Genomic DNA, 18,870 nt, shown 5'->3' with positions numbered 1-18,870 from the left:
TCGTCACGCCGCCGGACCGTCGCCTTCGACATTGCGACGACGAGCGGTGCTCAGCCGACCAGGCAATGACGTGAGTGTGGGGCTCGCGAGGCGGTCGTCAACTGGGGGCAACACGCACACGCCATCGATCCGGAACAGCGTCAATCGCGGTGATCGAACGGCGCAGCGTGATCCATCCAGTCGTAATGAGCGCCGCTTCTCGCCCACGCCCAATTCGCGCCGTTGCGCTGCACGCCGTTCGAGCGGGGGCGCATGGCCAATGGATCGACGTCTACGGCGGTTCTTTTGCGCGCGACGTGATGTTCGTCGTCGCGCCGGACTTCGTTGCGTTTGCTGTAGCCAGTCATTGCCGTACCTTACGTTTGAAAAGGAGCGTTTCGTCCTTCGGGCAAGGTGGCAAGCCCGTTCATTCAAGGTCTGCGTGCCGGAAAGCAGGTTGCCAAGGACGGTGTTCGACTGAAGCAAAAAGCAAGCCACAGCAAATGATGTCCATTCAGCGCCGGATTCTGGCGGACTTCACCGTCGAATCATTGCAATCCGTTTCAAGTGTGGAATTCAAATTTCAGTTCTGCAATGCAATCCCGCTGCGAGGCGCGCACGCGCGTGCCTGAACCGACCGGTCGGACAATCATTGAAAGGAGTGGCGCGGATCGAAGGCCGGGATTTCAATCCGGATTCGAATTAGTCGTCCGGCACGAGCTCCGGGTGCCAGTCGCGTACGAGCGCCTCGAACTGCTCGTCGTAACCCAGCGTAGCGGGATAGCTGTGCGCGCGCGACGCTAGCCGGAATACGGTGACCATGTCCTCCACGATCGCGTCATCGACGCCCCAGGCGGTCGTCAAGTCGTAGCCGCCGCACTTGCCTGCGTTCCACCAGGCCAGCAAAAAGTCCGCAACCTTTCGGCTTTGCTCTGTATCACCGCTGGCGATCTTCAGAAGTTTTTCGAGGGCCTGCTTCTCGCCTTCCAGCATTTGATCGGGACGCATGATTCCTCCGTTTGGCAATGGGCGCGACGGTATGCGCCCCATGCCGGTAACTGTTGTCGATCGAGCGCATGGCCCATCCGGGCATCATCGATGCTCGTTTGCGGCATCTCGCCGGTCGCGCACGATTGTGACGGAGCACGGCGCATGGGCGATCACTTGCCTCGCGATGGAACCCAGCAGCCAACGATCAAAGGCAGTATGTCCTCGATGGCCCACGACAACGTGGTCAATATCATGTCGCTCGGCATAGAGCACCAGCTCCTTGGCCGGATGCCCGATAACCATCTCGTATTGGACCGTTACCCCGGATAACCCGAGCTTTCCCTTGAGCTCGGTGAGGAGCTCCTGACAATGGCGCTTTTCGGTCTCGAGCAGTTCTGGCCGCTCATAGGCCAGCTTGCCCCAGTCGGGCAGACGAGCAACCGTAAGAATGTGCAGCCGCGCCCCTTCCTTTTCGGCGAGATTTTTTGCGAAACGGACCGCCTCCTCTGCAGAAACCGAGCCATCGTAACCCGCGAGAATGTCATGCATGATTGCCTCCAAACACGCACCCGGATCTCTTCCCACCAATGCGGAACACTCCGCAATTACCGTCTTCCCGCACTCATTCTCCGCCCTGGAACTGGAATGGTGCGTACCCGCCCACGCCCGAACTACTTAGAGGTACAGATCAAGAAACGCCGAAGTCATGGCTTTCGCGTTTCTCGCCTTACCCGCTCCAGGTATTTTCCTGAGGCGGCCTCGATTCGCACCGTGTCCCCTTCCTTGATGAACTGGGGGACGAGTACTTCCATGCCGTTCTGCAGCGTGGCCGTCTTGAAAGTGGAGGTTGCATGCTCGTGCAGGCCCGGCGGCGCGGACACCACGTTTAACTCGACCGCAGGCGGAAATGCGATATCGACTGGCTCGCCTTCATAAAGCGCGACCGGGATTCGCATATTGGGCTGAAGGAACTTTTCGTATGCGCCAATGGTTTCCGAGGGCAAACTGATCTGCTCGAAGGTGTCAGGATCCATAAAGTAGAAGGCGACCCCATCCGTATACAGATATTCCATCTCCTTGTGATCGAGCGCGATTTCTTCGAGCCTGTCGCCCGGGTGTAGCCGCAACTCCCTGGTATGCCCGGTCTTCAGGATTCTGACCTTTGCAAACACTGCGCTACCATGCTGGCCCCCGCCAGCGTGGTACTCGGCGCTGGCAACGCAATGAAGCTCGCCTTCAAGCATGACGACCATGCCCGACTTCAATCCGGAAGCTTCGACCATTTCCTTGTCCCGATCCGTCGTGCGCTACAGGGCCGCGATGAAATCGTCCCACGATGTCGCCTGCAGCGTCTCGATGGCAGCATGCCCATAGCCGCGGATGGTCGAAGCCGCCAGCTCGAGCTGCTTCAGATCATTCCACTCGACAACGTCCAGGACGTCAAAGCGCCCGAGAGTCAGATAGCTGTTCTTCCAGGCGACGGGCTACGTGATGCCTCACCGACGGTTTGCTGCAGATGAAGGTGTGTTGCCCGTGCCATCGCCATTCGTCAGCTTCGGTCGGCGGCCAGCGACATTGCATTGCGTCAACGCGGCACCCGGGCACGCGAAAGACGCCTCTCCAGTGTAGGTCACAATCGCTCGGAGTTCGCACGCAAGAGCAGAGCATGTCAGGTGGTCAGTCTGCGATAAGCATTCAGATGACGCACCAGACCCTGTGAGTCGCCCCGCTTCTCAAGCAGGATGGCCAGATTGTGGTGGGCATCGGCGTACGAAGGGTCAAGGTCCAGGCAGCGTCTATAGCTCGTCTCAGCTTCGTTGAATTGGCCGAGTTCTTCAAACGCGATGGCCCGGTTGAAGTGAATGACGGCATCCTCAGGAAAGTGCTCGAGAGCCTCGTCGAACACGTGCAGTGCATCGGCGCACCGCGCCTCAAGCTCGCACAGCAACGCGCCGAGGTCCACGTAGGCGGCATAGAAGGGCTGCGGTGACATCTCTATGGCCTTCCTGTATGCCCGTTCCGCGCCACTCACGTCGGATGTCCTGAGCTGCTCGCCCAGGTCGTACCACTCGTGCGCCTGGTGCGCCAGGTTGTTCTGCGCGGGCGTGGAGTCGAGAAACACGACATCGCCCTTGATTTCGGTGACTTCGAAATCCAGTAACAACTGGCCCGTCACCGCGTCCCATTGCGCAGGACCCGTTCGCACCGCCACATCATTGCCGACCGCCGACACGCGTATACCGGTAAGCGGCAACTCATCGGGCAACTCCTCTCTCAGGCGCGAGAGCGCCTTGAGGATTTTGCGCGGCGGTATATGGGCATCGCGCAACTGCAACGCCGTACGCAGTAGCACGACGTCCTGAAACGTGAATCGGTATGCGTTCCGCGGTCCGCGCGACGGCCTCACGAATCCCGCAGCGACCAGACCAGAAACCACGCTGCGGGAGACCCCCAGCATGGCTTGCAACTCGCGCATCGAAATCTCGCGCGCCGCGCCTTGTGATGTCACTTGTGGGCCCGGACCTTTGCGGGCGCTTCAGTGGGCGTTTTGGTTGCGCGCGTCGCCGGCTTGCGCGTCTTTGGCGCCACCGGAATCTCCGTGACGGGTTCCGCGCTCTTTCGCTTCGGCGCTGACGCAGGCTTCGCCTTTGCGCCTCCCTTCAGACTGGCGCGCAAGGCTTCCATCAAATCAATGACCTGCCCACCGCCCGCCGTTGCTTCCGCAGGCTCGTGAGTCACGACCTGCTTGCCTTCAATCTTCTCGTCGATGGCAGCGAGGATCCGCTTCTTCTCTTCGTCCTCGTACGCGGCCGGGTCGTAATTGTCTTCAGCGCCCTGTTCGATAATCTGAAGTGCGAGTTTCATCTCGCTATCGGACACCTGAACGTGTTCGATATTCAACTCTTGCAGCGAGCGGACCTCGTCTGCATAGAGCAGCTGCTGGAAAACGAGCCCGTCTTCTTCAGGTCGCACCTGAACGATTCGAGTCTTTCCTTTGGATGCCCATTTGGCCAGCGCGCAGCGGCCGCTTTGGGCCAGTGCCTGCTGCAGCAAACTATAAGGCTTGCCACCGCGCTTGTCGGGCGCGATGTAATACGCTTTGTCGTAGTAAACCGGGTCGACTGCCTTCTCCGGGATGAAGGCCAGTATTTCAACCACATGGCTCCCGCCCTCCTCCAGGGCTTTGAGTTCGTCGCCAGTAAAAACCACGAACTTGTCTTTCTCAAACTCATAGCCGCGGTTCATGCTCGAGCGTTCCACAACCGCACCCGTCTTTTCCGAAACGTACTGCTGCTTCACGCGCGAGCCGTCGGGCGCGAGCATGTGGAACCTGACGTCAGACGCGCTTTCGGTCGCCGTGTAAAGCTTCACAGGAATCGAAACGAGCCCGAAAGAGAGCGACAAGGAGGCGATTGAGCGGGCAGCCATGGACTTCTCCTCGCGGATGTGCGCGGTCAGCACGTCGCTCGCATAAAGCACGTGCCGCCGCCGACCAGCGGAGTTTTCATTTTAGGCGCTTTATCACTGAAGCCAACGACTGGGCCGCCGACCAATACGCCGCCCACGGGTCCTGCGTCTGAAAACTGAGGTACTCGCGCGCCGTCTGCACCGTCCACTGCGCGCCACTTTTCAGCTCGGTCAGTTGGTCCCAGGAGACCGGCATCGACACCCCCAACCCTGGCCGCGCCCGCGCGGAAAATGCCGCTGCAGTCGTCTGCCCCATGCCGTTGCGCAGATAATCAACGTAGACCTTGCCAACGCGGTTCGCAGCCCCGGAGGTCGCTGAAAAGCGTTCCGGAATCGTCTTCGCGAGATGCCGGACGAATGCCTGCGAAAATGCCTTGACCGATGCGTAGTCAAGACGTGGCGTCAGCGGCACGACGACGTGCAAACCTTTCCCGCCACTCGTCTTCAACCAGGCGTCCAGGCCCAGTTCCGATAACAGCGTTTGTACGAGAAGCGCGGCCTCCTGAACGTGCCCCCATTTCACGCCCTCGCCGGGGTCCAGGTCGAAGATGACCCGGTCTGGCTTATCGAGTTTTCGAACCGTCGAATTCCATGTGTGGAACTCGACGACATTCATTTGTGCTGCCGACAGCAGTGCATCGGTGGTATCGACGGTTAGCAATGGCGGGTGCCTCGGCCAAAGCGCCCGGTCGTGGGCCGTTAGACCCGGCATGCCCGTCCTGTCGGCATGCTTCTGGAAAAAGAGCTCGCCCGCGAGGCCCTCGGGCACACGGACCATTGCGAGTGGCCGGGTCTTCAGGTGGGGCAGCATCCACTCCGCGACACTCGCGTAGTAGCGCACAAGGTCGGCCTTCGTGATGCCAGTCGAAGGGTCTACGACGCGCTCCGGGTGGGTGATTTTCAGCCGCGGCTGAACGCTCGGCACCTGCGTCTTCCCCCCTTCCCGGACGACACGGCTCGCGGGTTTATCGGTGCGCAGTCCCTTGAACGACGCTTGTCGGATCAGGCCATCCGCGGTCCAATCCGCGAACTCGACTTCCGCGACAAGCTCGGGGCGAACCCAGCGTTCTTTACCGGCCGCGCGCCGTGACCACCGGCGTTGCCTCGCGACAGGGACATCAAATGGTTCCGCATCGACTTCTAACAGAGCGAGGCGCGCCCACAGGTCCCGGGCCACACGTGCGTCCCAGCCAGTCCCCACGCTGCCGGCGTCGTGAAGTTTGTCGCCCGCGTAGTATCCGAGCAGCAAGCTGCCAATTTCGCCGTCCTTGTCTGCCCGAGCGGTGAAGCCGCAAATGACGAATTCCTGCCGCAACCGGCATTTCGCCTTTAACCACGTCTGTGTCCTGCCCGATTCATAGGGCGCGTCGCGGCGCTTGAGCATGAGGCCTTCAAGGCCCAAACCCGCGGCGGCTTCGAATACCTGGGCCGGCGGCGCTGCAAAGTCCTGACTGAAGCGAATCCTGTCGCCCGCGTTTTCGAGCAGCTGCGCAAGCCGCGCACGCCGCGCCCACAACGGCACCCGCCGGAGGTCCTTGCCGTCGAGGTACGGCAGGTCAAAGAGGAAATAGACGATGTCCTGATTCGCCACCCCGTCGATCGCATCCTGCAGTGCAGCGAAATTCGGCAAGCCATCTTTCAGCACGGCGATTTCACCGTCCAGCCAGGCGTTCTCAACCGGAAGCCTTTCGACCTCCGCGGCGAGACCCTTGAAATTCTTTGTCCAGTCCTGCCCGCCTCTCGTCATGAGCCGCGCTCGTCCCTTGTCGACACGGGCAAGCAGGCGATACCCATCGAGCTTGGCCTCGGCTATCCAGTCGCCGCTTGTCGGGAGTGAAGTCGCCAGCGTCGCGAGTTGCGGTTCGAGCTTTACGGGGAGTGGAGCCGACACGGCCGCGGACAGGTCAATTTCGGTGTCGTCACTGCGCTCGCGCCGGGGCGTTTTGGGTTCGCGCTCCTCCACGAGCCCGAGCGGGCGGGTCACTACGCTGTCGGGAAGCGCCTTGATGACATCGTATTCGGCCAGTGGCTGCGCCCACTCGTCGCGCTTCTTGAAGAGCATCCACGCGTCTTGCTTGTCTTCCGGTTTTGCTATGCGAACCAGCTCCCATAAACCGGCGAGCTTGTCACCGTGAAGCCGGAATACAAGCTTGCCGGCCTTCAAACCTTCTTGCGGGTCACCGACCGGCTCCCACGTTCCCCGGTCCCAGACGAGCACGGTGCCGGCGCCGTATTGACCCGGCGGAATTTTGCCCTCGAAGCTCGAGTACTCGACGGGATGGTCCTCCACATGGATGGCTATCCTCTTTTCCTTCGGGTCGTAACAGGGCCCCTTCGGTACGGCCCAGGACAGAAGCACCCCATTGAGTTCGAGCCGAAAGTCATAGTGGAGCCGGCCGGCCCAATGCTTCTGCACGACAAAGCTCAAATTCTGGTCGTCAGCGGAAGGGCGCGAAGCAGATGGCGCCGGTTCGGGCGTGACTAGAAAGTCCCGCTTCTTTCGATAGTGGGAAAGGGGTGGAGATGTCGCGGCGCGGGCTGGAGCCATGACATTAGTCTAGGACGTGATTTGAACCTGCTGCGTCGCCCATGAAGTTTCAGGTCGGTGTTTTCCGCCTGTGCGATTTCGCGACCATCGTCTGGCGCGTCGTCACCTTGCTCTTTGCCGATAGTGCACCCTCACGTTCAGCCCAGACACGGACTGCGTCTGCGAAGAGCTTCAGAGCAACGGGTTGGTGACGATTCGCCGGGTAGTAGAGGCAAAGCCCTGGAAAAACCGGCCCCCATTCAGGCAACACTTTGACGAGCCGGCCAGCCGCGACGTGGTCTTCGACCTGCTCTTCCGGCACCCAGGCTACGCCGATTCCCACCAGGGCAGATTCAATCATCAGGTTCAGATTGCCGAGCGTCATCGGCCCATCGACGTCGATGCTGGCTGTCTTTCCGCGCTGAGTCAGGTCCCAGCGATACAACGTACCGCTGTCGAAGCGGAAGCGGATGCAACGATGCTTCATCAAGTCGTGCGGTTGTTTCGGCACGCCGTGGCGCGCCAGGTAATCCGGCGATGCCACTGCAACGAAACGCATGTCCTTGCCGAAGCGCACGGCAATCATGTCGCGCGGCACATCCTCGAGCACGCGTATGCCGGCATCGAACCCTTCCGCCACAATATCGACGAGGCGTGTGTCCACCACGAACTCGACATGAATCTCCGGATAGGTCGCAAAAAAATCCGGCAGCACATTTCTGACGAGTTGCCTCGCAGAGGCCTCCGACGCACTGATTCGTACGGTGCCCGAGGGCCTGTTGCCAGCCGTCGATACCTCGTCGACGGCGCCCTCGAGTTCGGCCAGCGCGGGAGCCACACGCTTGAGCAGGCGTTCACCCGCCTCTGTCAACGCGACCGAGCGCGTCGTCCGATTGAAGAGCCGCAAATCGAGGCGGGCCTCCATCGCGCGCATGGTATGACTCAGAGCGGACGGCGAGAGTCCCAGAACGCGGGCTGCCGCTGAAAAGCTGCCGTGCTCGGCGATGGCGACAAATGCATTGAGTTCGGAAAGGCCAGCTTTGCGCATTGATGAATTCTGCTCACAGGTTCATGCAATTGTAGGCCTATTGTTGAGCCAGCCTCCGAAAAATACACTACATCTCGTTCAGGCCGGCAGAAGAACTTCTCTAGCGATGAAGACAGCACGCTCCCGCCGGACACTTCACAGGAGAAGCGCATGAAAACACGTCAACTCGGCAACAGTGGTCTGGAAGTCTCGGCGATTGGACTCGGCTGCATGGGCCTGAGCTTCGGCTACGGGCCGGCAACGGAGAAGTCCGCAGGCATCGAACTCATCCGCAAGGCATTCGAACGGGGTGTCACGTTCTTCGACACAGCCGAAGCGTATGGTCCATTCGTGAACGAAGAACTCGTCGGCGAAGCGGTGGCGCCGTTCCGCGACCAGGTCGTCATCGCAACCAAGTTCGGCTTCAAGGACGGTGAAGCCATGGCCGGCCTGGACAGCCGCCCCGAGCGCATCCGTGCTGTCACCGAAGCGGCGCTCAAGCGCCTGAAAACGGACCGCATCGACCTGCTCTACCAGCATCGCGTCGACCCGAACGTGCCGATTGAAGAGGTTGCCGGCACGGTGAAGGACCTCATTGCGCAAGGCAAGGTCAAGCACTTCGGCATGTCGGAAGCCGGTGCGCAGACGATTCGGCGCGCGCACGCAGTCCAGCCTGTTGCCGCACTGCAAAGCGAATACTCGCTCTGGTGGCGTGAACCCGAGCACAAGGTATTCGCAACGCTCGAGGAGCTTGGCATTGGCTTCGTGCCATTTAGCCCGCTCGGCAAGGGCTTCCTTACCGGCGCAATCAACGAGAACACGACCTTCGACAAGAGCGATTTCCGTAACGTCGTACCGCGCTTCTCGGAAGAAAACCGCAGGGCCAACGCGGAGCTTGTCGAGGTCCTTGGCACCATTGCGAACGACAAAGGCGCAACGCGAGCGCAAATCGCCATCGCCTGGCTGCTTGCGCAAAAGCCGTGGATTGTGCCGATACCAGGCACGACCAAAATTGCGCGACTCGAAGAGAACATCGGCGCCGACGCGATTTCGCTGACAACCGACGAACTGGCCTCCATTGAGGCAGCGCTTGCCGCAATCAAGGTCGTGGGCGACCGTTACCCTGCCCATCTTCAGCGGCGCGTCGACAACTAAAGGTATCGTGAGTATGCTTTATCCGCGGGTCTTCGGCAGTGGAGCCCGCGGACGTCCGCAAGGCGCAACAGCGCATCGCCATTTCATGTCACGACCTGCTGCGTTCGAACCGTCTCGATGAACGGCCGTACATCACAGATGTGCAGTCCCGGGCTGCGAGCCAGGTTTCTTCAGAAGCATGCGTTCCTCTTTCATTCATTGGAGACGGCGAAAAGCTCTTTGAGCTTCGTCACCGCCGACATGGCGCTTGGCCATCCAGCGTAAAAAGCAAGATGCGTCGTCATCTCGACGAGTTCGTCTTGAGTAACGCCATTCCTGATTGCCAATGGCACGTGGTAATTCATCTGTTCCGTCTTGCCTAGCGCGATAAGCGCCGCACAGGTCACGAGGCTTCGGTCTCGTTTCGACAGTTGCGGGCGCTCCCAGACATCGCCGAAGAGAACTTCGTCACTGATTTCAGCAAGTTTTGGCGCAATTGCACCGAACGACTGGCGCGCGGCGGTAGGTTTGCCGGACATAATGCTCCCGATAGAAATCGAAGGTTTGCGATACGGAACATTCTGTCTGCCTGCGCCACGACTGGCTAGCCTGTAGAATTGGCAAGGACCTATGAATGAGGTGCATAAATGCTACGCGAGAACGTCACCGACCTCCTGGCCTTTATTGCGGTGGCGCAGGAAGGAAGCTTCACGCGCGCCGCGGCCAGGCTAGGCATGTCCCAAAGCGCGCTCAGTCACGCGATGCGTGCATTGGAAGCGCGTATGGGGGTCAAGCTCCTCAACCGTACCACCCGGAGCGTGGCGCCGACTGCCGCCGGCGAGCGTCTGCTGCAAACAGTCGCTCCTCGCTTCGAAGAAATTGAAAGTGAGCTCGCCGCCGTGGTTGAGACGCGCGACAACCCCACGGGCACCATCCGGATTACGGCCACTGATTACGCAATAGACACGGTCCTATGGCCAAGGCTATCGAAAGTCCTTCCGGCGTATCCGGATATCAAGGTGGAATTCGTGGTCGACTACGGCCTCACGGACATCGTGGCCGACCGCTTCGACATCGGGGTGCGGTGGGGCGACCAGGTGGCCAAGGACATGATTGCAGTCCGGATAGGCCAGGACGCGCGCCTGGCAATCGTGGGGTCGCCAAAGTATCTTGCGAAGCACCCTGCTCCAAAGCACCCGAAGGACTTGCTGAATCACAACTGCATCAAGCTACGTTTGCCGACATTGGGCGGCGTGTACGCGTGGGAATTGAAGAAGGGTTCACGCAACATGCAGGTCCGTGTGGATGGTCAGTTCACGTTCAATGGTGCGTACCAAATGCTGAACGCCGCTATTGATGGTGCTGGCCTGGCATTCGTCCCCGAGGACCTTGCCGGGCAGCACGTCTCGGCTGGCCGCCTTCGCTGGGTGTTACCCGACTGGTATCCCACGTTTCCGGGCCTGCACATCTTCTTTGCAAGCCGCCGCGAGTATTCAAAGGCACTCTCCATCGTTGTGGATGCTTTGCGCAGCCAGTCGTAGCCGGACACCAGGAGAGCGCGGTTTGCATTGCCACTCGCCGTGTTGACGCGAATGATTGACACTTGCTCTCGCCTTCAGACATCCTTTGCGCGAAGTTGAGCGGGAAAAGCCCAGATAGCAAGAGCGGCACAGAGAACGCACAGCGCGACAATCGCATAGAGCGCAGGTGTGGTGCTTCCTGTCATATCGCTGATGCGGCCAACCATGACTGGGCTCACAATCCCGCCGAGTTGACCAATTGAGTTAATCAGGGCGATTCCTCCAGCAGCACCTGCGCCTGTCACGACTTTAGGCGGCAGCGTCCAGAATGCGGGAATGGTCGTCAGCATTCCCGTGCCCAGCACAATCAACGAGATGACGAGAAAGAACGTATCGTGAGCGAACAATCCGGCACCCAAAAATCCCGCGGCCGTCAGTAGAATGCAGCTCGCGAACACGATTCGACGATTGCCGGTGCGGTCTCCCAGCTTTCCCACTACAAGCATGCCGATTCCGCCGAACAGATAGGGCAACGCGGTGAGCAAGCCTATCATTGTTGCGTCACGTAGTCCGGACGACCGTATGAGCTGGGGCATCCAGAAATTCATGCCATAGGACGCAATCTGCACCAGGAAGTACGCAAGCGCCAGAATCAGGAAGGCTTTCGACTTCAGCGCACCAAGGAAGGAGTGGCTTTCTGCCTTCCTGGCATCTGAATCGAGCTGGGACCGTAACAGCTTCTTCTCTTCTGTCGTCAGCCAGCTCGCGTCTTCGACCTTGTCGTCGAATCGCAAGAGCACGATGACCCCAAGCAGCACGCAAGGGAGGCCTCCAATGAGGAACACCCAGTGCCACGCTGCCATCCCGCCAACTCCCTCGAAATGCCCGAGTATGAATCCGGAAAGCGGCGCGCCGAGAATCCCGGAAAACGCGAGCGCGAGGAAGAGCAACCCGCTTACACGGCCACGGTGCTTCGCGGGAAACCAGGTCGAGAGGTAATACAGAACGCCAGGTGCGAAGCCGGCCTCCATCGCTCCGATAATGAAGCGTGCGATGTAGAACTGCCACTCGGTCTTCACGAACACCATGCAGGCTGTCGCAATGCCCCACGAAATCAGGATGCGCGCTATCCACTTCCTGGGTCCGACGCGATAGAGGAACAGATTACTCGGAACCTCGCACGCGACGTAGCCGACGACAAAGAGCGCCGCGCCGAGTCCGTATGCGGTGTCGCTCAGAGCGAGTTCCTTCTGTAACGGAAACTTGGCGAAGCTGATGTTGATCCGGTCAAACCATGCGAATAGATAGCAGATGATGATGAGCGGAATAATGCGAAGCTTGACCTTCAGCATGAGTGCTGACTCGGCATCGCGCATTGCTGCGCCTCCAGTCAATGCCTTGTTGGTTTGCATGAACATCCCCTTATGTCTCGGGTAAAGGGCAGGCACGCCTACGTGGATAACGTGGCGACCATAAGGTGTTTTCCGGCAGGTGCCGCCGGCAAGATGACTCGTCTCGCGAAGAAACTGAGTGCCTGTTTTTCTTGTTATGTCGTGTGGCGACCCAGGTGTTCGCGCAGGACCATTCCGCGAGACCCGCACCTGGGTGTGCCCGGTCAATCAAGGCTCAGTTATTCGGAAAAACGGATGTGACCGGCCTATTCCGTAAAACCGACCTCGCGCGCCTTGATAATCGCGACGACGGTATCGTTGACGGGTGTAGGGACACCGTACTTGCGACCTTCCCGGGAAATCGACCCGTTGATGGCCTCCACCTCGCCGCGCCGACGCAGGTTGTAATCGAGCAGCATCGACGGGCGAGCATTTGGAATCTTGCTGCCCAGCTTGCGGATATGCTCGATGGGGTCACCCACATCGAGGCGTACTCCGGCAGCTTTGGCCACTGCGATAGCCTCGAGCGCGGCACCCTGCGCAACGCTCCATGCGTCTGGATTCGACATCACTTCGCCGATGGTCATGCCCGTTGCGCAAGTCGTTCCCGAGAATGCAACGTTCATAATCAGCTTTTCCCAGACCATCTGGTCGAGGTCTTCGAAGATGGCTACCTTGAAGCCAGCAGAGCGCCAGATTTCAGCCGAAGCTTCGAGGTCTTCGGCCGGCAAACCTTGATACGCGCCGAACCGAATCATCTCCATGCCGTTGTGATGAGCATGACCAGGAGCGCGGATCGAGGCTCCGAACCCACCGACGACGCCTACCGCGATACGGTTCGGCCCGAGAATGGCTGCGGCCTTTTCCGCAGAGCCCAGGCCGTTCTGGATGGTCTGGACGACGGTTTTCGTTCCAAGCAGTTGCTCCGATGCACGAGCCGCAGCTTCGACATCGAAAGCCTTGGTGGCGATGATGACCAGGTCACATTCGCCGATTCCGTCCGTCGTCGTGCTGGCGTGAATCGGCACCGTCCGGTCGCCGCTCGCGCCCTCGACGCGCAATCCCTTTTCCTGCATCGCCGCCACGTGGTCCGGCCAGAGGCAGACTGCGTGAACCTCGTGTCCCGCGCTGACCATGAGCCCCGCATACACAGAACCCATGGCGCCGCAGCCAACAATCGCTACTTTTGCCATTTTGATGCTCCTCAGTTCTTCAGGGCGGTGACGATAGCGTCGGTGACGCTCTCGGTCGTCCCCTTGCCGCCGAGGTCTGGCGTACGCGGACCATCCTGCAAGATCGCGGCCGTGGCGCGACGGATAGCCGTCGCGGCTTCTGTGCAGCGCGGATCGTCATGCTGCTGCGCGAGCCACTCGAGCATCATGGCTGCCGACAGAATGGTCGCGACCGGGTTCGCTACGCCCTTGCCGGCGATGTCCGGAGCGCTACCGTGGCTCGGCTGGAAGATGCCATGCTTGAGACTGACGTCGCCGGACGGAGCGACACCGAGGCCACCCACGACACCGGCTGCGATTTCCGAAGTGATGTCCCCGAAGACGTTTTCGGTCACTACGACGTCGTAGCGTTCCGGGTTCGTCACGAACATCATCGAACCGGCGTCGATATAGAGTCGTGCGGTCTCGATGTCAGGATGACGCTCGGCGACTTCGTCGAACACCTTGCGCAGGAAAGCGTTGCTGCGCAAGACGTTGGACTTGTCCAGCAGCGTCACGTGACCGGGCGTGCCGTGCGTGGCGCGGCGCTGCTTCGCCTGCTGGAACGCGACTTCGAACAGCTTCTCGCTGGTGACGCGGGTGATGGTAAGACGGTCGCTAACGGCTTCGTCGCTCGGCTCCTGTTTGTCATGCCGGCCGGCGAACAGCCCTTCGGTCGTCTCGCGGATGACCAGCATGTTCACCTTTTCCGCCTTGACGCGGGTGGGCACGCCGGGGAACAGCTCGCACGGCCGCAGGCTCGCGAAGAGGCCGTAACGCTCACGCAGGTCGATTTGGGGGGCAATCTCGGTGCCATCGGCCTTTCGCACCGTGGGAAGGCCCATTGCCCCGAGCAGGACGGCATCGGCTTGGCCTACCGCCTGCGCGTCGGCTTCGGCCATCGACTCGCCGGTGCGTTGGTACAATCCCGCGCCTGCTTCGTAGGTCTTCAGTTCGAGTTCGATGCCTTCTCGTGCTACGCCGGCCTGCAACACCCGGACGGCTGCGTCGACGACCTCGGGACCAATGCCGTCACCGGGCAACAACGCGATTTGGTAGGTGGACTTGCTCATCAGTTGTCTCCATTTTGATGCGGCCCCGATGCGGTGCCGATGGGTCAAATGATGAGCAAGCGAGACGTTTTCGTGAATTAACCATTTGCCAGCCAGCCGTAACGAACCGTTATGGCTGGCCAGAGTCACGAAGCGCGACGTGCGGCGGCTCGGGCCTGGAGGTGCGCTACGAGACTCTCCGCTGCCGGCGACAGGCTTTCGCGTTTGCGGATTGCGATGCCAAGCCGGCGCTTCGCCCAAGGCTCAGCAAGCGGCACTTCCGTGATGCCGAGCCGCTTGACGAACAGCTTCGTGAGATTCCTCGGTGCGATGCCGATACCCAGTCCCGATGACACCATCAGGCACAGCGCGTCGTAACCCGTGACCTGAATACGCAAACGAAAGTCCTTCTGAAGCCGAATCGCCGTCTGCGTGAGCTGGGTGTTAATCGCACTGCCCGTGCGCAGCCCAACAAAGTCCCAAGCGAGCGTTTCCTCGAAGCGAACGCTCTTTCGGCCCGCAAGTGGGTGGTCGCGGCGGACGATAACGCTCAACTCATCTTCCTCGTAGGGCAACGTCTCAACATTTTCGCCGTGCGGGTCGAGGGTAAAGATGCCAACATCTGCAGCGTTCTCTGCTACCGACCTCACGGTCACGAGACTGTTTCTCTCTTCGAGGCGAATCTCGACAGCCGGATGAGCCTCAAGAAAAGTTGCGAGGTCGTCCGGCAGAAACTGGGTAATGGCTGAGATGTTGGAGAAGACGCGAACCTGCCCACGGACGCCCGACGCGAAGTCGAGCATCTCTGCATGGATGTCATCGAGAAGATTGACCGCCCGGCGCGAGAGGTTCAACAACGCATAGCCGGCGGCGGTGGGCTCGACCCCTTTGTGACGACGGGTAAGGAGCTGGGTGCGCAACGTCTCCTCAAGTGCCGCTATGCGCTTGCTTATCGCTGGCGCAGCAATATGCTCTCGCTCAGCTGCGGCTGCAATGCTGCCTTCCTCGATTACGGCGATGAACAGATTGAGGGACACCGGGTCGAGCTTCATGTGGGAGGCCGGGAAGTCACGCAAAGTCCAATCTTATCGCGTTACAAACCCGCGGACCGGACGGCGTCGGCGTGAAGCGTCAGCAGTCGGCGGTTGCATTGTCGGTCATAACGTCGCGAAGAAGCATGCGGAGGAACGGGCCGCACAACAACGAGCAATCCGTTCGCAGAAGCTAACCACGTGATACCCGGCTGCGGCTCTAACAGCCGCAGCCGAGGATGCCGATTCGAGTTGTGTTATCGTGATCACATACGACCTGCACTTATCTGCTCAAGAATGGCATTCCGAGCGGAGCACATCTAGATGGACGAACGAAAACGAGACAGCATCGTCGCCTACCTGCGTCGCAGGATGGCCGAATTGGGAATCGAACCAGACGATGTAGCCGCGTCAATCGCGGCAGACCAGGCGAGAACGCGAGCGGCACGTTACCGCGACGCCAGTGGCAACACCTGGGACGGCAAAGGCGATACTCCACAGTGGGTGCTTCAGGCGACCAGTGCAGGACAGTCGCTGGAGCACTTTGCAATCAGCGGGACGCCGGAACCCGAGTCAGGAAAGCGCGCCAGCGTAGATTGGGGCAATGACCCGTTCGCTGGCAGCAGACTGGCGACAATCAAAACCGCACGCCTCGGAGCTGCCTGAGATTTGCAGGCGTGCCGGGTGGCGCGATTGGCGGTATCCTGGCTGCGAGATTCTTCCACCAGAATCCTCCCCAGCGGCTTTGAAGCTCTTCCTTCGCTGCGCTCAGCGGGAGCCATGACTGGGCATTCGCCGAAGTAGCAGCAGCGTTGTTGCAGGACCGGCACTGGGCGTTGGTACGCCTGCTGCCATCTTCACTCCTGTTCAGCCCTGTTCCTCGCGGAGCAGGGCTCCTGTTCGCCTGCTCACGGCCTCCTGCAGCCGATTTGGTCCACGAAGGTGCCGCTAACGGGCACTGCTCGTATCAATGGTCATGCCTCTCGTCGCCGTCCCCTTGCTCGTGATGCCAGTCGCCTCGCGGGCCACCGTCGTCATGGTAACGGCCCCAGTCACCGCGATGCCCATCGTAATGGTCACGGGCATCGTGCCATTCCCGCTCATCATGATGGCGCTCTTCCCACTCCCTGCGTTCCCAATAGCGATGCCCATCGTAGTATCTGTCGCCATACCAGCCTGGACTGACGATAACAGCGGGAGCAGGCGGAGGCGGAGGCGCCTCATACACTGGCGGTGGCGCAACGTAGACGGGTGCGGGTGCAACTGCAACACCGGGGACGCCAATGTCCACGCCAACGTCGACGTGGGCCGAGGCGGCGGCAGATACACCTATGCCGATACCTGCAAGCAGTGTCATCGCGCACCAGCGGCGAGGTGTAAAGCTCATCATTTTCTTTCCGTGATATGTCTGCTTTGTCGTCTGAATGCGCAGAAAGTCAGCTGTTAATAGCGGTGATAGTAGCCGCCTGCCGGTACCACGATGCAGCCGCCCAGCGCGGTTCCGAGACATACGGCCATCAGCGTCAGCGCGAAAATTCTTTTCATCAGTGCCTCACTTGTCAGTTGTGAACGCACTATATTGCGACGGAGAATTACGGGTGTTTTTGTGTGTAACGAGACGTGTCGCACGCAACACCCGGCCACCCTTTGTTGCGAGGCGGGCCAGCGCGACCAGCGAAGGCAGCATGCTCCGCGGAATCGAGTGAGGCAGGAAGGTTCGGGTGACGCCAGGAGTCACGGCTCCGAAATCTGTCGCGTGGGAGCAAGGCAACGGGTCGACCGAATGAGGAGTTCGGCATCGTGCCAGCCAGCGCTAGACCCGCAACACGTCCAGGTATCTGTCATTCCGGCGAACCAATCGCCGGTTATCTTTGGAGAACATCCTTGCACGCCTTGCCAGAATCTGGGTTCGCTCGGCCAACGGTCCACGAACGACTTGCGGAGCCTCTGACAATTGCTTACAAACGTTCTTTTCGTCATCTCTGCCCGTAACGAGTCGGTGTTCTGATTCGCTGGTTCAGCTTTCCTCTTGAACTGAAGCTAACGCACGGCATGCGGGAGATTCGTGGCAAGTCGGCGCGTACCGCGTGGAAGTTCATCATGTCAATCAACCAGGCCTGGGGTTCAGATGCGATATGCCTCCTGCTCGCGACGCGCAAGCGCGTTGGCCATCGATTCAATCTGGTGGACCGTAGTCGTGCTTTTCGTCCCGCTCGGGCCATCAACTGAGGAAATCCTCACGGCGCCAGAGTCCTTCGCCTCCACCATCGTTTTGTGGCTGGCAATCGGGCAATGTATTCCCATCCTCATAACCGGCCTGCTGTGGGCCACATGGGGCACTTCACCCGGGAAACGCGCGCTGCATCTTCGGATAGTCGATGCCGATACCGGACGGCCAATGACAGCGCGGCAAGCCGGCTTGCGCACATTAGGGTACCTGCTGACCTTCGCGACGTGCGGTGCCGGATTCTTGTGGGTTCTGTTCAACCAGCGAAAGCAGACGCTGCACGACCGGATAGCCAATACCGTTGTGATTGATGACGGGCCCGTCGGCGGCGCTCAACGAATGTGAGCTCGACCGATGACAGGACAATGACTGTCCGGACGAAACTGGAAATCAGGTGTCGACCTTCACACCACGACGTGTAGAGTTCAGCAATTGATGTCGCGGTTTGACAACCCATTCATGTCGTTTTGAGCCAAAAAATTGACCTCCCGAGAGACTCGAAGCCCGCAAAGCCAGGCAATTCCTGTCGCTTTGATACACGGACGCTTAAGAATCCGACAGTCCGCCCCCGCTTATCCGCCTGCCGGGCTTCGCAGATACGACGAGAGCATCACTCGTGTAGCAATCAGACGATGAAATCAACCACGAGCCACGTATCGGTCAGCGCCAATGTTCAGAAGAAACCTGCCGCCGACTCGGACCTGATAATTTACGGCGGGAATGATTCACTCCCGATAAGCAAAAAAAGTGTCTAGCGGTCGACAAAAACGGCTTCTGCGCAAAGTGGGATTCGGATTAATCCGCCGCGTCAATTCCCAAGCGCACAAGCCGTCATGCCGGCGGCTCGTCGGCTGCCCCTTTCGCCTCCAGCTCCCGGCGCAGCCTGGTGTTTTCGAGCTCTAGCTTCTCGTTCTCAAGCGAGGCGCGCGTGCTTTCCCGCCTCTCCTTGCGCACCGCGATAAACGTTGTTGTCAGGGCACCGATCAGGGAAGCAACTGACGAGATCGTCGAGATCCAAAGCACCGGACTATTCAGCTCCTGCGGCACCGAGCCCGGGTCCTTACGAATGGGCTGATCCATCCATTCTTTTGTCAATCGATCGATGTTGGCCTGCAGCGCTGGCGATAGCGCACTCGGCGTTGCGTTCTTTGTTACCGATCGAGCCACCTCACGTTGATACGCAACGGCCCACACGACTAATGAAAGCGCAAATATCACCAGGAAAATGTGGCGAAGCCGATGCAGCTTCTTGACCGTTGCCATCGCTTTCTCCAGCGTCACGGACTGTTCTAATGCTATACGCTGTATGGCGT

19 protein-coding genes and 1 pseudogene are annotated in these 18,870 nt (G+C 59.9%); 5 read left to right on the top strand and 15 right to left on the bottom strand.

Annotation, left to right across the window (positions count from 1 at the left end; translation table 11 throughout):
- Positions 1 to 185 precede the first annotated feature (185 nt).
- On the top strand, positions 186 to 611 hold the full coding sequence (locus BO1_RS59470) for a hypothetical protein (protein WP_156992425.1): 426 nt from the start codon (positions 186 to 188) through the stop codon (positions 609 to 611).
- Between the two features lie 70 nt (positions 612 to 681).
- Here the strand turns inward: BO1_RS59470 and BO1_RS28265 are convergent, their stop codons facing one another.
- From BO1_RS28265 to BO1_RS53050, 8 genes and pseudogenes are all read right to left on the bottom strand, one after another.
- Complete coding sequence (locus BO1_RS28265) at positions 682 to 987, bottom strand: DUF7673 family protein (protein ID WP_028220432.1); 306 nt, start codon at positions 985 to 987, stop codon at positions 682 to 684.
- Between the two features lie 84 nt (positions 988 to 1,071).
- Positions 1,072 to 1,518 (bottom strand): universal stress protein, encoded by a 447-nt coding sequence (locus tag BO1_RS28260; protein ID WP_028220431.1) that lies wholly within the window; start codon positions 1,516 to 1,518, stop codon positions 1,072 to 1,074.
- Between the two features lie 155 nt (positions 1,519 to 1,673).
- A complete protein-coding gene (locus BO1_RS28255; RefSeq protein WP_028220430.1) occupies positions 1,674 to 2,252 on the bottom strand; it encodes an elongation factor P in 579 nt (192 codons plus the stop codon).
- A 24-nt stretch (positions 2,253 to 2,276) separates the two neighbouring features.
- A pseudogene (locus tag BO1_RS57990) lies at positions 2,277 to 2,438 on the bottom strand (GYD domain-containing protein); the annotation flags it as partial.
- A 200-nt stretch (positions 2,439 to 2,638) separates the two neighbouring features.
- Positions 2,639 to 3,445, bottom strand: a complete 807-nt coding sequence (locus BO1_RS28250; protein ID WP_084688237.1) for a tetratricopeptide repeat protein — start codon at positions 3,443 to 3,445, stop codon at positions 2,639 to 2,641.
- Positions 3,446 to 3,474: 29 nt separating this feature from the next.
- A complete protein-coding gene (gene ku / locus BO1_RS28245) occupies positions 3,475 to 4,398 on the bottom strand; it encodes a non-homologous end joining protein Ku (protein ID WP_028220428.1) in 924 nt (307 codons plus the stop codon).
- 76 nt (positions 4,399 to 4,474) lie between these two features.
- Positions 4,475 to 6,985 (bottom strand): DNA ligase D, encoded by a 2,511-nt coding sequence (ligD, locus tag BO1_RS28240; RefSeq protein WP_028220427.1) that lies wholly within the window; start codon positions 6,983 to 6,985, stop codon positions 4,475 to 4,477.
- A gap of 49 nt (positions 6,986 to 7,034) precedes the next feature.
- Positions 7,035 to 8,012 (bottom strand): LysR family transcriptional regulator, encoded by a 978-nt coding sequence (locus tag BO1_RS53050; protein WP_043286847.1) that lies wholly within the window; start codon positions 8,010 to 8,012, stop codon positions 7,035 to 7,037.
- Between the two features lie 150 nt (positions 8,013 to 8,162).
- Between BO1_RS53050 and BO1_RS28230 the strand changes: the two genes are divergently transcribed.
- A complete protein-coding gene (locus BO1_RS28230; RefSeq protein ID WP_028220426.1) occupies positions 8,163 to 9,146 on the top strand; it encodes an aldo/keto reductase in 984 nt (327 codons plus the stop codon).
- Between the two features lie 191 nt (positions 9,147 to 9,337).
- Here the strand turns inward: BO1_RS28230 and BO1_RS28225 are convergent, their stop codons facing one another.
- The gene (locus tag BO1_RS28225) at positions 9,338 to 9,664 is read right to left on the bottom strand and encodes a carboxymuconolactone decarboxylase family protein (RefSeq protein ID WP_028220425.1); all 327 of its coding nucleotides are present in this window, start codon (positions 9,662 to 9,664) and stop codon (positions 9,338 to 9,340) included.
- Between the two features lie 108 nt (positions 9,665 to 9,772).
- Between BO1_RS28225 and BO1_RS28220 the strand changes: the two genes are divergently transcribed.
- Positions 9,773 to 10,666 carry a LysR family transcriptional regulator gene (locus BO1_RS28220; protein WP_028220424.1) on the top strand — a complete coding sequence of 298 codons (894 nt, stop codon included), beginning with the start codon at positions 9,773 to 9,775 and terminating at the stop codon, positions 10,664 to 10,666.
- A 74-nt stretch (positions 10,667 to 10,740) separates the two neighbouring features.
- Here the strand turns inward: BO1_RS28220 and BO1_RS28215 are convergent, their stop codons facing one another.
- The 4 genes from BO1_RS28215 to BO1_RS28200 form a co-directional block, all read right to left on the bottom strand.
- Positions 10,741 to 12,057, bottom strand: a complete 1,317-nt coding sequence (locus tag BO1_RS28215; protein WP_084688240.1) for an MFS transporter — start codon at positions 12,055 to 12,057, stop codon at positions 10,741 to 10,743.
- Positions 12,058 to 12,302: 245 nt separating this feature from the next.
- Complete coding sequence (locus BO1_RS28210; RefSeq protein ID WP_084688236.1) at positions 12,303 to 13,229, bottom strand: ketopantoate reductase family protein; 927 nt, start codon at positions 13,227 to 13,229, stop codon at positions 12,303 to 12,305.
- 11 nt (positions 13,230 to 13,240) lie between these two features.
- Positions 13,241 to 14,320 carry an isocitrate/isopropylmalate dehydrogenase family protein gene (locus BO1_RS28205; protein WP_028220421.1) on the bottom strand — a complete coding sequence of 360 codons (1,080 nt, stop codon included), beginning with the start codon at positions 14,318 to 14,320 and terminating at the stop codon, positions 13,241 to 13,243.
- Between the two features lie 125 nt (positions 14,321 to 14,445).
- Entirely contained in the window at positions 14,446 to 15,351 is a 906-nt protein-coding gene (locus BO1_RS28200) for a LysR family transcriptional regulator (protein WP_028220420.1), read from the bottom strand.
- 303 nt (positions 15,352 to 15,654) lie between these two features.
- Between BO1_RS28200 and BO1_RS57985 the strand changes: the two genes are divergently transcribed.
- Positions 15,655 to 15,996, top strand: coding sequence for an H-NS histone family protein (locus BO1_RS57985; RefSeq protein ID WP_084688235.1), 342 nt, complete (start codon positions 15,655 to 15,657; stop codon positions 15,994 to 15,996).
- A 301-nt stretch (positions 15,997 to 16,297) separates the two neighbouring features.
- On the opposite strand, the gene BO1_RS61355 is transcribed toward BO1_RS57985, so the two are convergent.
- Positions 16,298 to 16,717, bottom strand: coding sequence for a hypothetical protein (locus tag BO1_RS61355; RefSeq protein ID WP_084688239.1), 420 nt, complete (start codon positions 16,715 to 16,717; stop codon positions 16,298 to 16,300).
- A 741-nt stretch (positions 16,718 to 17,458) separates the two neighbouring features.
- Here BO1_RS61355 and BO1_RS28185 point away from each other — a divergent pair.
- A complete protein-coding gene (locus BO1_RS28185) occupies positions 17,459 to 17,902 on the top strand; it encodes an RDD family protein (protein ID WP_028220417.1) in 444 nt (147 codons plus the stop codon).
- A 486-nt stretch (positions 17,903 to 18,388) separates the two neighbouring features.
- On the opposite strand, the gene BO1_RS28180 is transcribed toward BO1_RS28185, so the two are convergent.
- Positions 18,389 to 18,820: a hypothetical protein gene (locus BO1_RS28180; protein ID WP_028220416.1), complete on the bottom strand. Its 432-nt coding sequence runs from the start codon at positions 18,818 to 18,820 to the stop codon at positions 18,389 to 18,391.
- Positions 18,821 to 18,870 lie beyond the last annotated feature (50 nt).

Source organism: Paraburkholderia oxyphila NBRC 105797 (assembly GCF_000685075.1).
GTDB classification, from domain to species: Bacteria; Pseudomonadota; Gammaproteobacteria; order Burkholderiales; family Burkholderiaceae; genus Paraburkholderia; species Paraburkholderia oxyphila.
This window is presented reverse-complemented; position numbering and strand designations above follow the sequence as displayed.

Coding starts and splice junctions, on each gene's coding strand:
- ku (WP_028220428.1), bottom strand. CDS start 4,398: ATGGCTGCCCGCTCAATCGCCTCCTTGTCGCTCTCTTTCGGGCTCGTT.
- BO1_RS28225 (WP_028220425.1), bottom strand. CDS start 9,664: ATGTCCGGCAAACCTACCGCCGCGCGCCAGTCGTTCGGTGCAATTGCG.
- BO1_RS28205 (WP_028220421.1), bottom strand. CDS start 14,320: ATGAGCAAGTCCACCTACCAAATCGCGTTGTTGCCCGGTGACGGCATT.
- BO1_RS59470 (WP_156992425.1), top strand. CDS start 186: ATGAGCGCCGCTTCTCGCCCACGCCCAATTCGCGCCGTTGCGCTGCAC.
- BO1_RS28230 (WP_028220426.1), top strand. CDS start 8,163: ATGAAAACACGTCAACTCGGCAACAGTGGTCTGGAAGTCTCGGCGATT.
- BO1_RS28180 (WP_028220416.1), bottom strand. CDS start 18,820: ATGGCAACGGTCAAGAAGCTGCATCGGCTTCGCCACATTTTCCTGGTG.
- BO1_RS28260 (WP_028220431.1), bottom strand. CDS start 1,518: ATGCATGACATTCTCGCGGGTTACGATGGCTCGGTTTCTGCAGAGGAG.
- BO1_RS28215 (WP_084688240.1), bottom strand. CDS start 12,057: ATGCAAACCAACAAGGCATTGACTGGAGGCGCAGCAATGCGCGATGCC.
- BO1_RS28210 (WP_084688236.1), bottom strand. CDS start 13,229: ATGGCAAAAGTAGCGATTGTTGGCTGCGGCGCCATGGGTTCTGTGTAT.
- BO1_RS28220 (WP_028220424.1), top strand. CDS start 9,773: ATGCTACGCGAGAACGTCACCGACCTCCTGGCCTTTATTGCGGTGGCG.
- BO1_RS28255 (WP_028220430.1), bottom strand. CDS start 2,252: ATGGTCGAAGCTTCCGGATTGAAGTCGGGCATGGTCGTCATGCTTGAA.
- BO1_RS28265 (WP_028220432.1), bottom strand. CDS start 987: ATGCGTCCCGATCAAATGCTGGAAGGCGAGAAGCAGGCCCTCGAAAAA.
- BO1_RS28250 (WP_084688237.1), bottom strand. CDS start 3,445: ATGCGCGAGTTGCAAGCCATGCTGGGGGTCTCCCGCAGCGTGGTTTCT.
- BO1_RS57985 (WP_084688235.1), top strand. CDS start 15,655: ATGGACGAACGAAAACGAGACAGCATCGTCGCCTACCTGCGTCGCAGG.
- BO1_RS53050 (WP_043286847.1), bottom strand. CDS start 8,012: ATGCGCAAAGCTGGCCTTTCCGAACTCAATGCATTTGTCGCCATCGCC.
- BO1_RS28185 (WP_028220417.1), top strand. CDS start 17,459: ATGCGATATGCCTCCTGCTCGCGACGCGCAAGCGCGTTGGCCATCGAT.
- BO1_RS28200 (WP_028220420.1), bottom strand. CDS start 15,351: ATGAAGCTCGACCCGGTGTCCCTCAATCTGTTCATCGCCGTAATCGAG.
- ligD (WP_028220427.1), bottom strand. CDS start 6,985: ATGGCTCCAGCCCGCGCCGCGACATCTCCACCCCTTTCCCACTATCGA.
- BO1_RS61355 (WP_084688239.1), bottom strand. CDS start 16,717: ATGAGCTTTACACCTCGCCGCTGGTGCGCGATGACACTGCTTGCAGGT.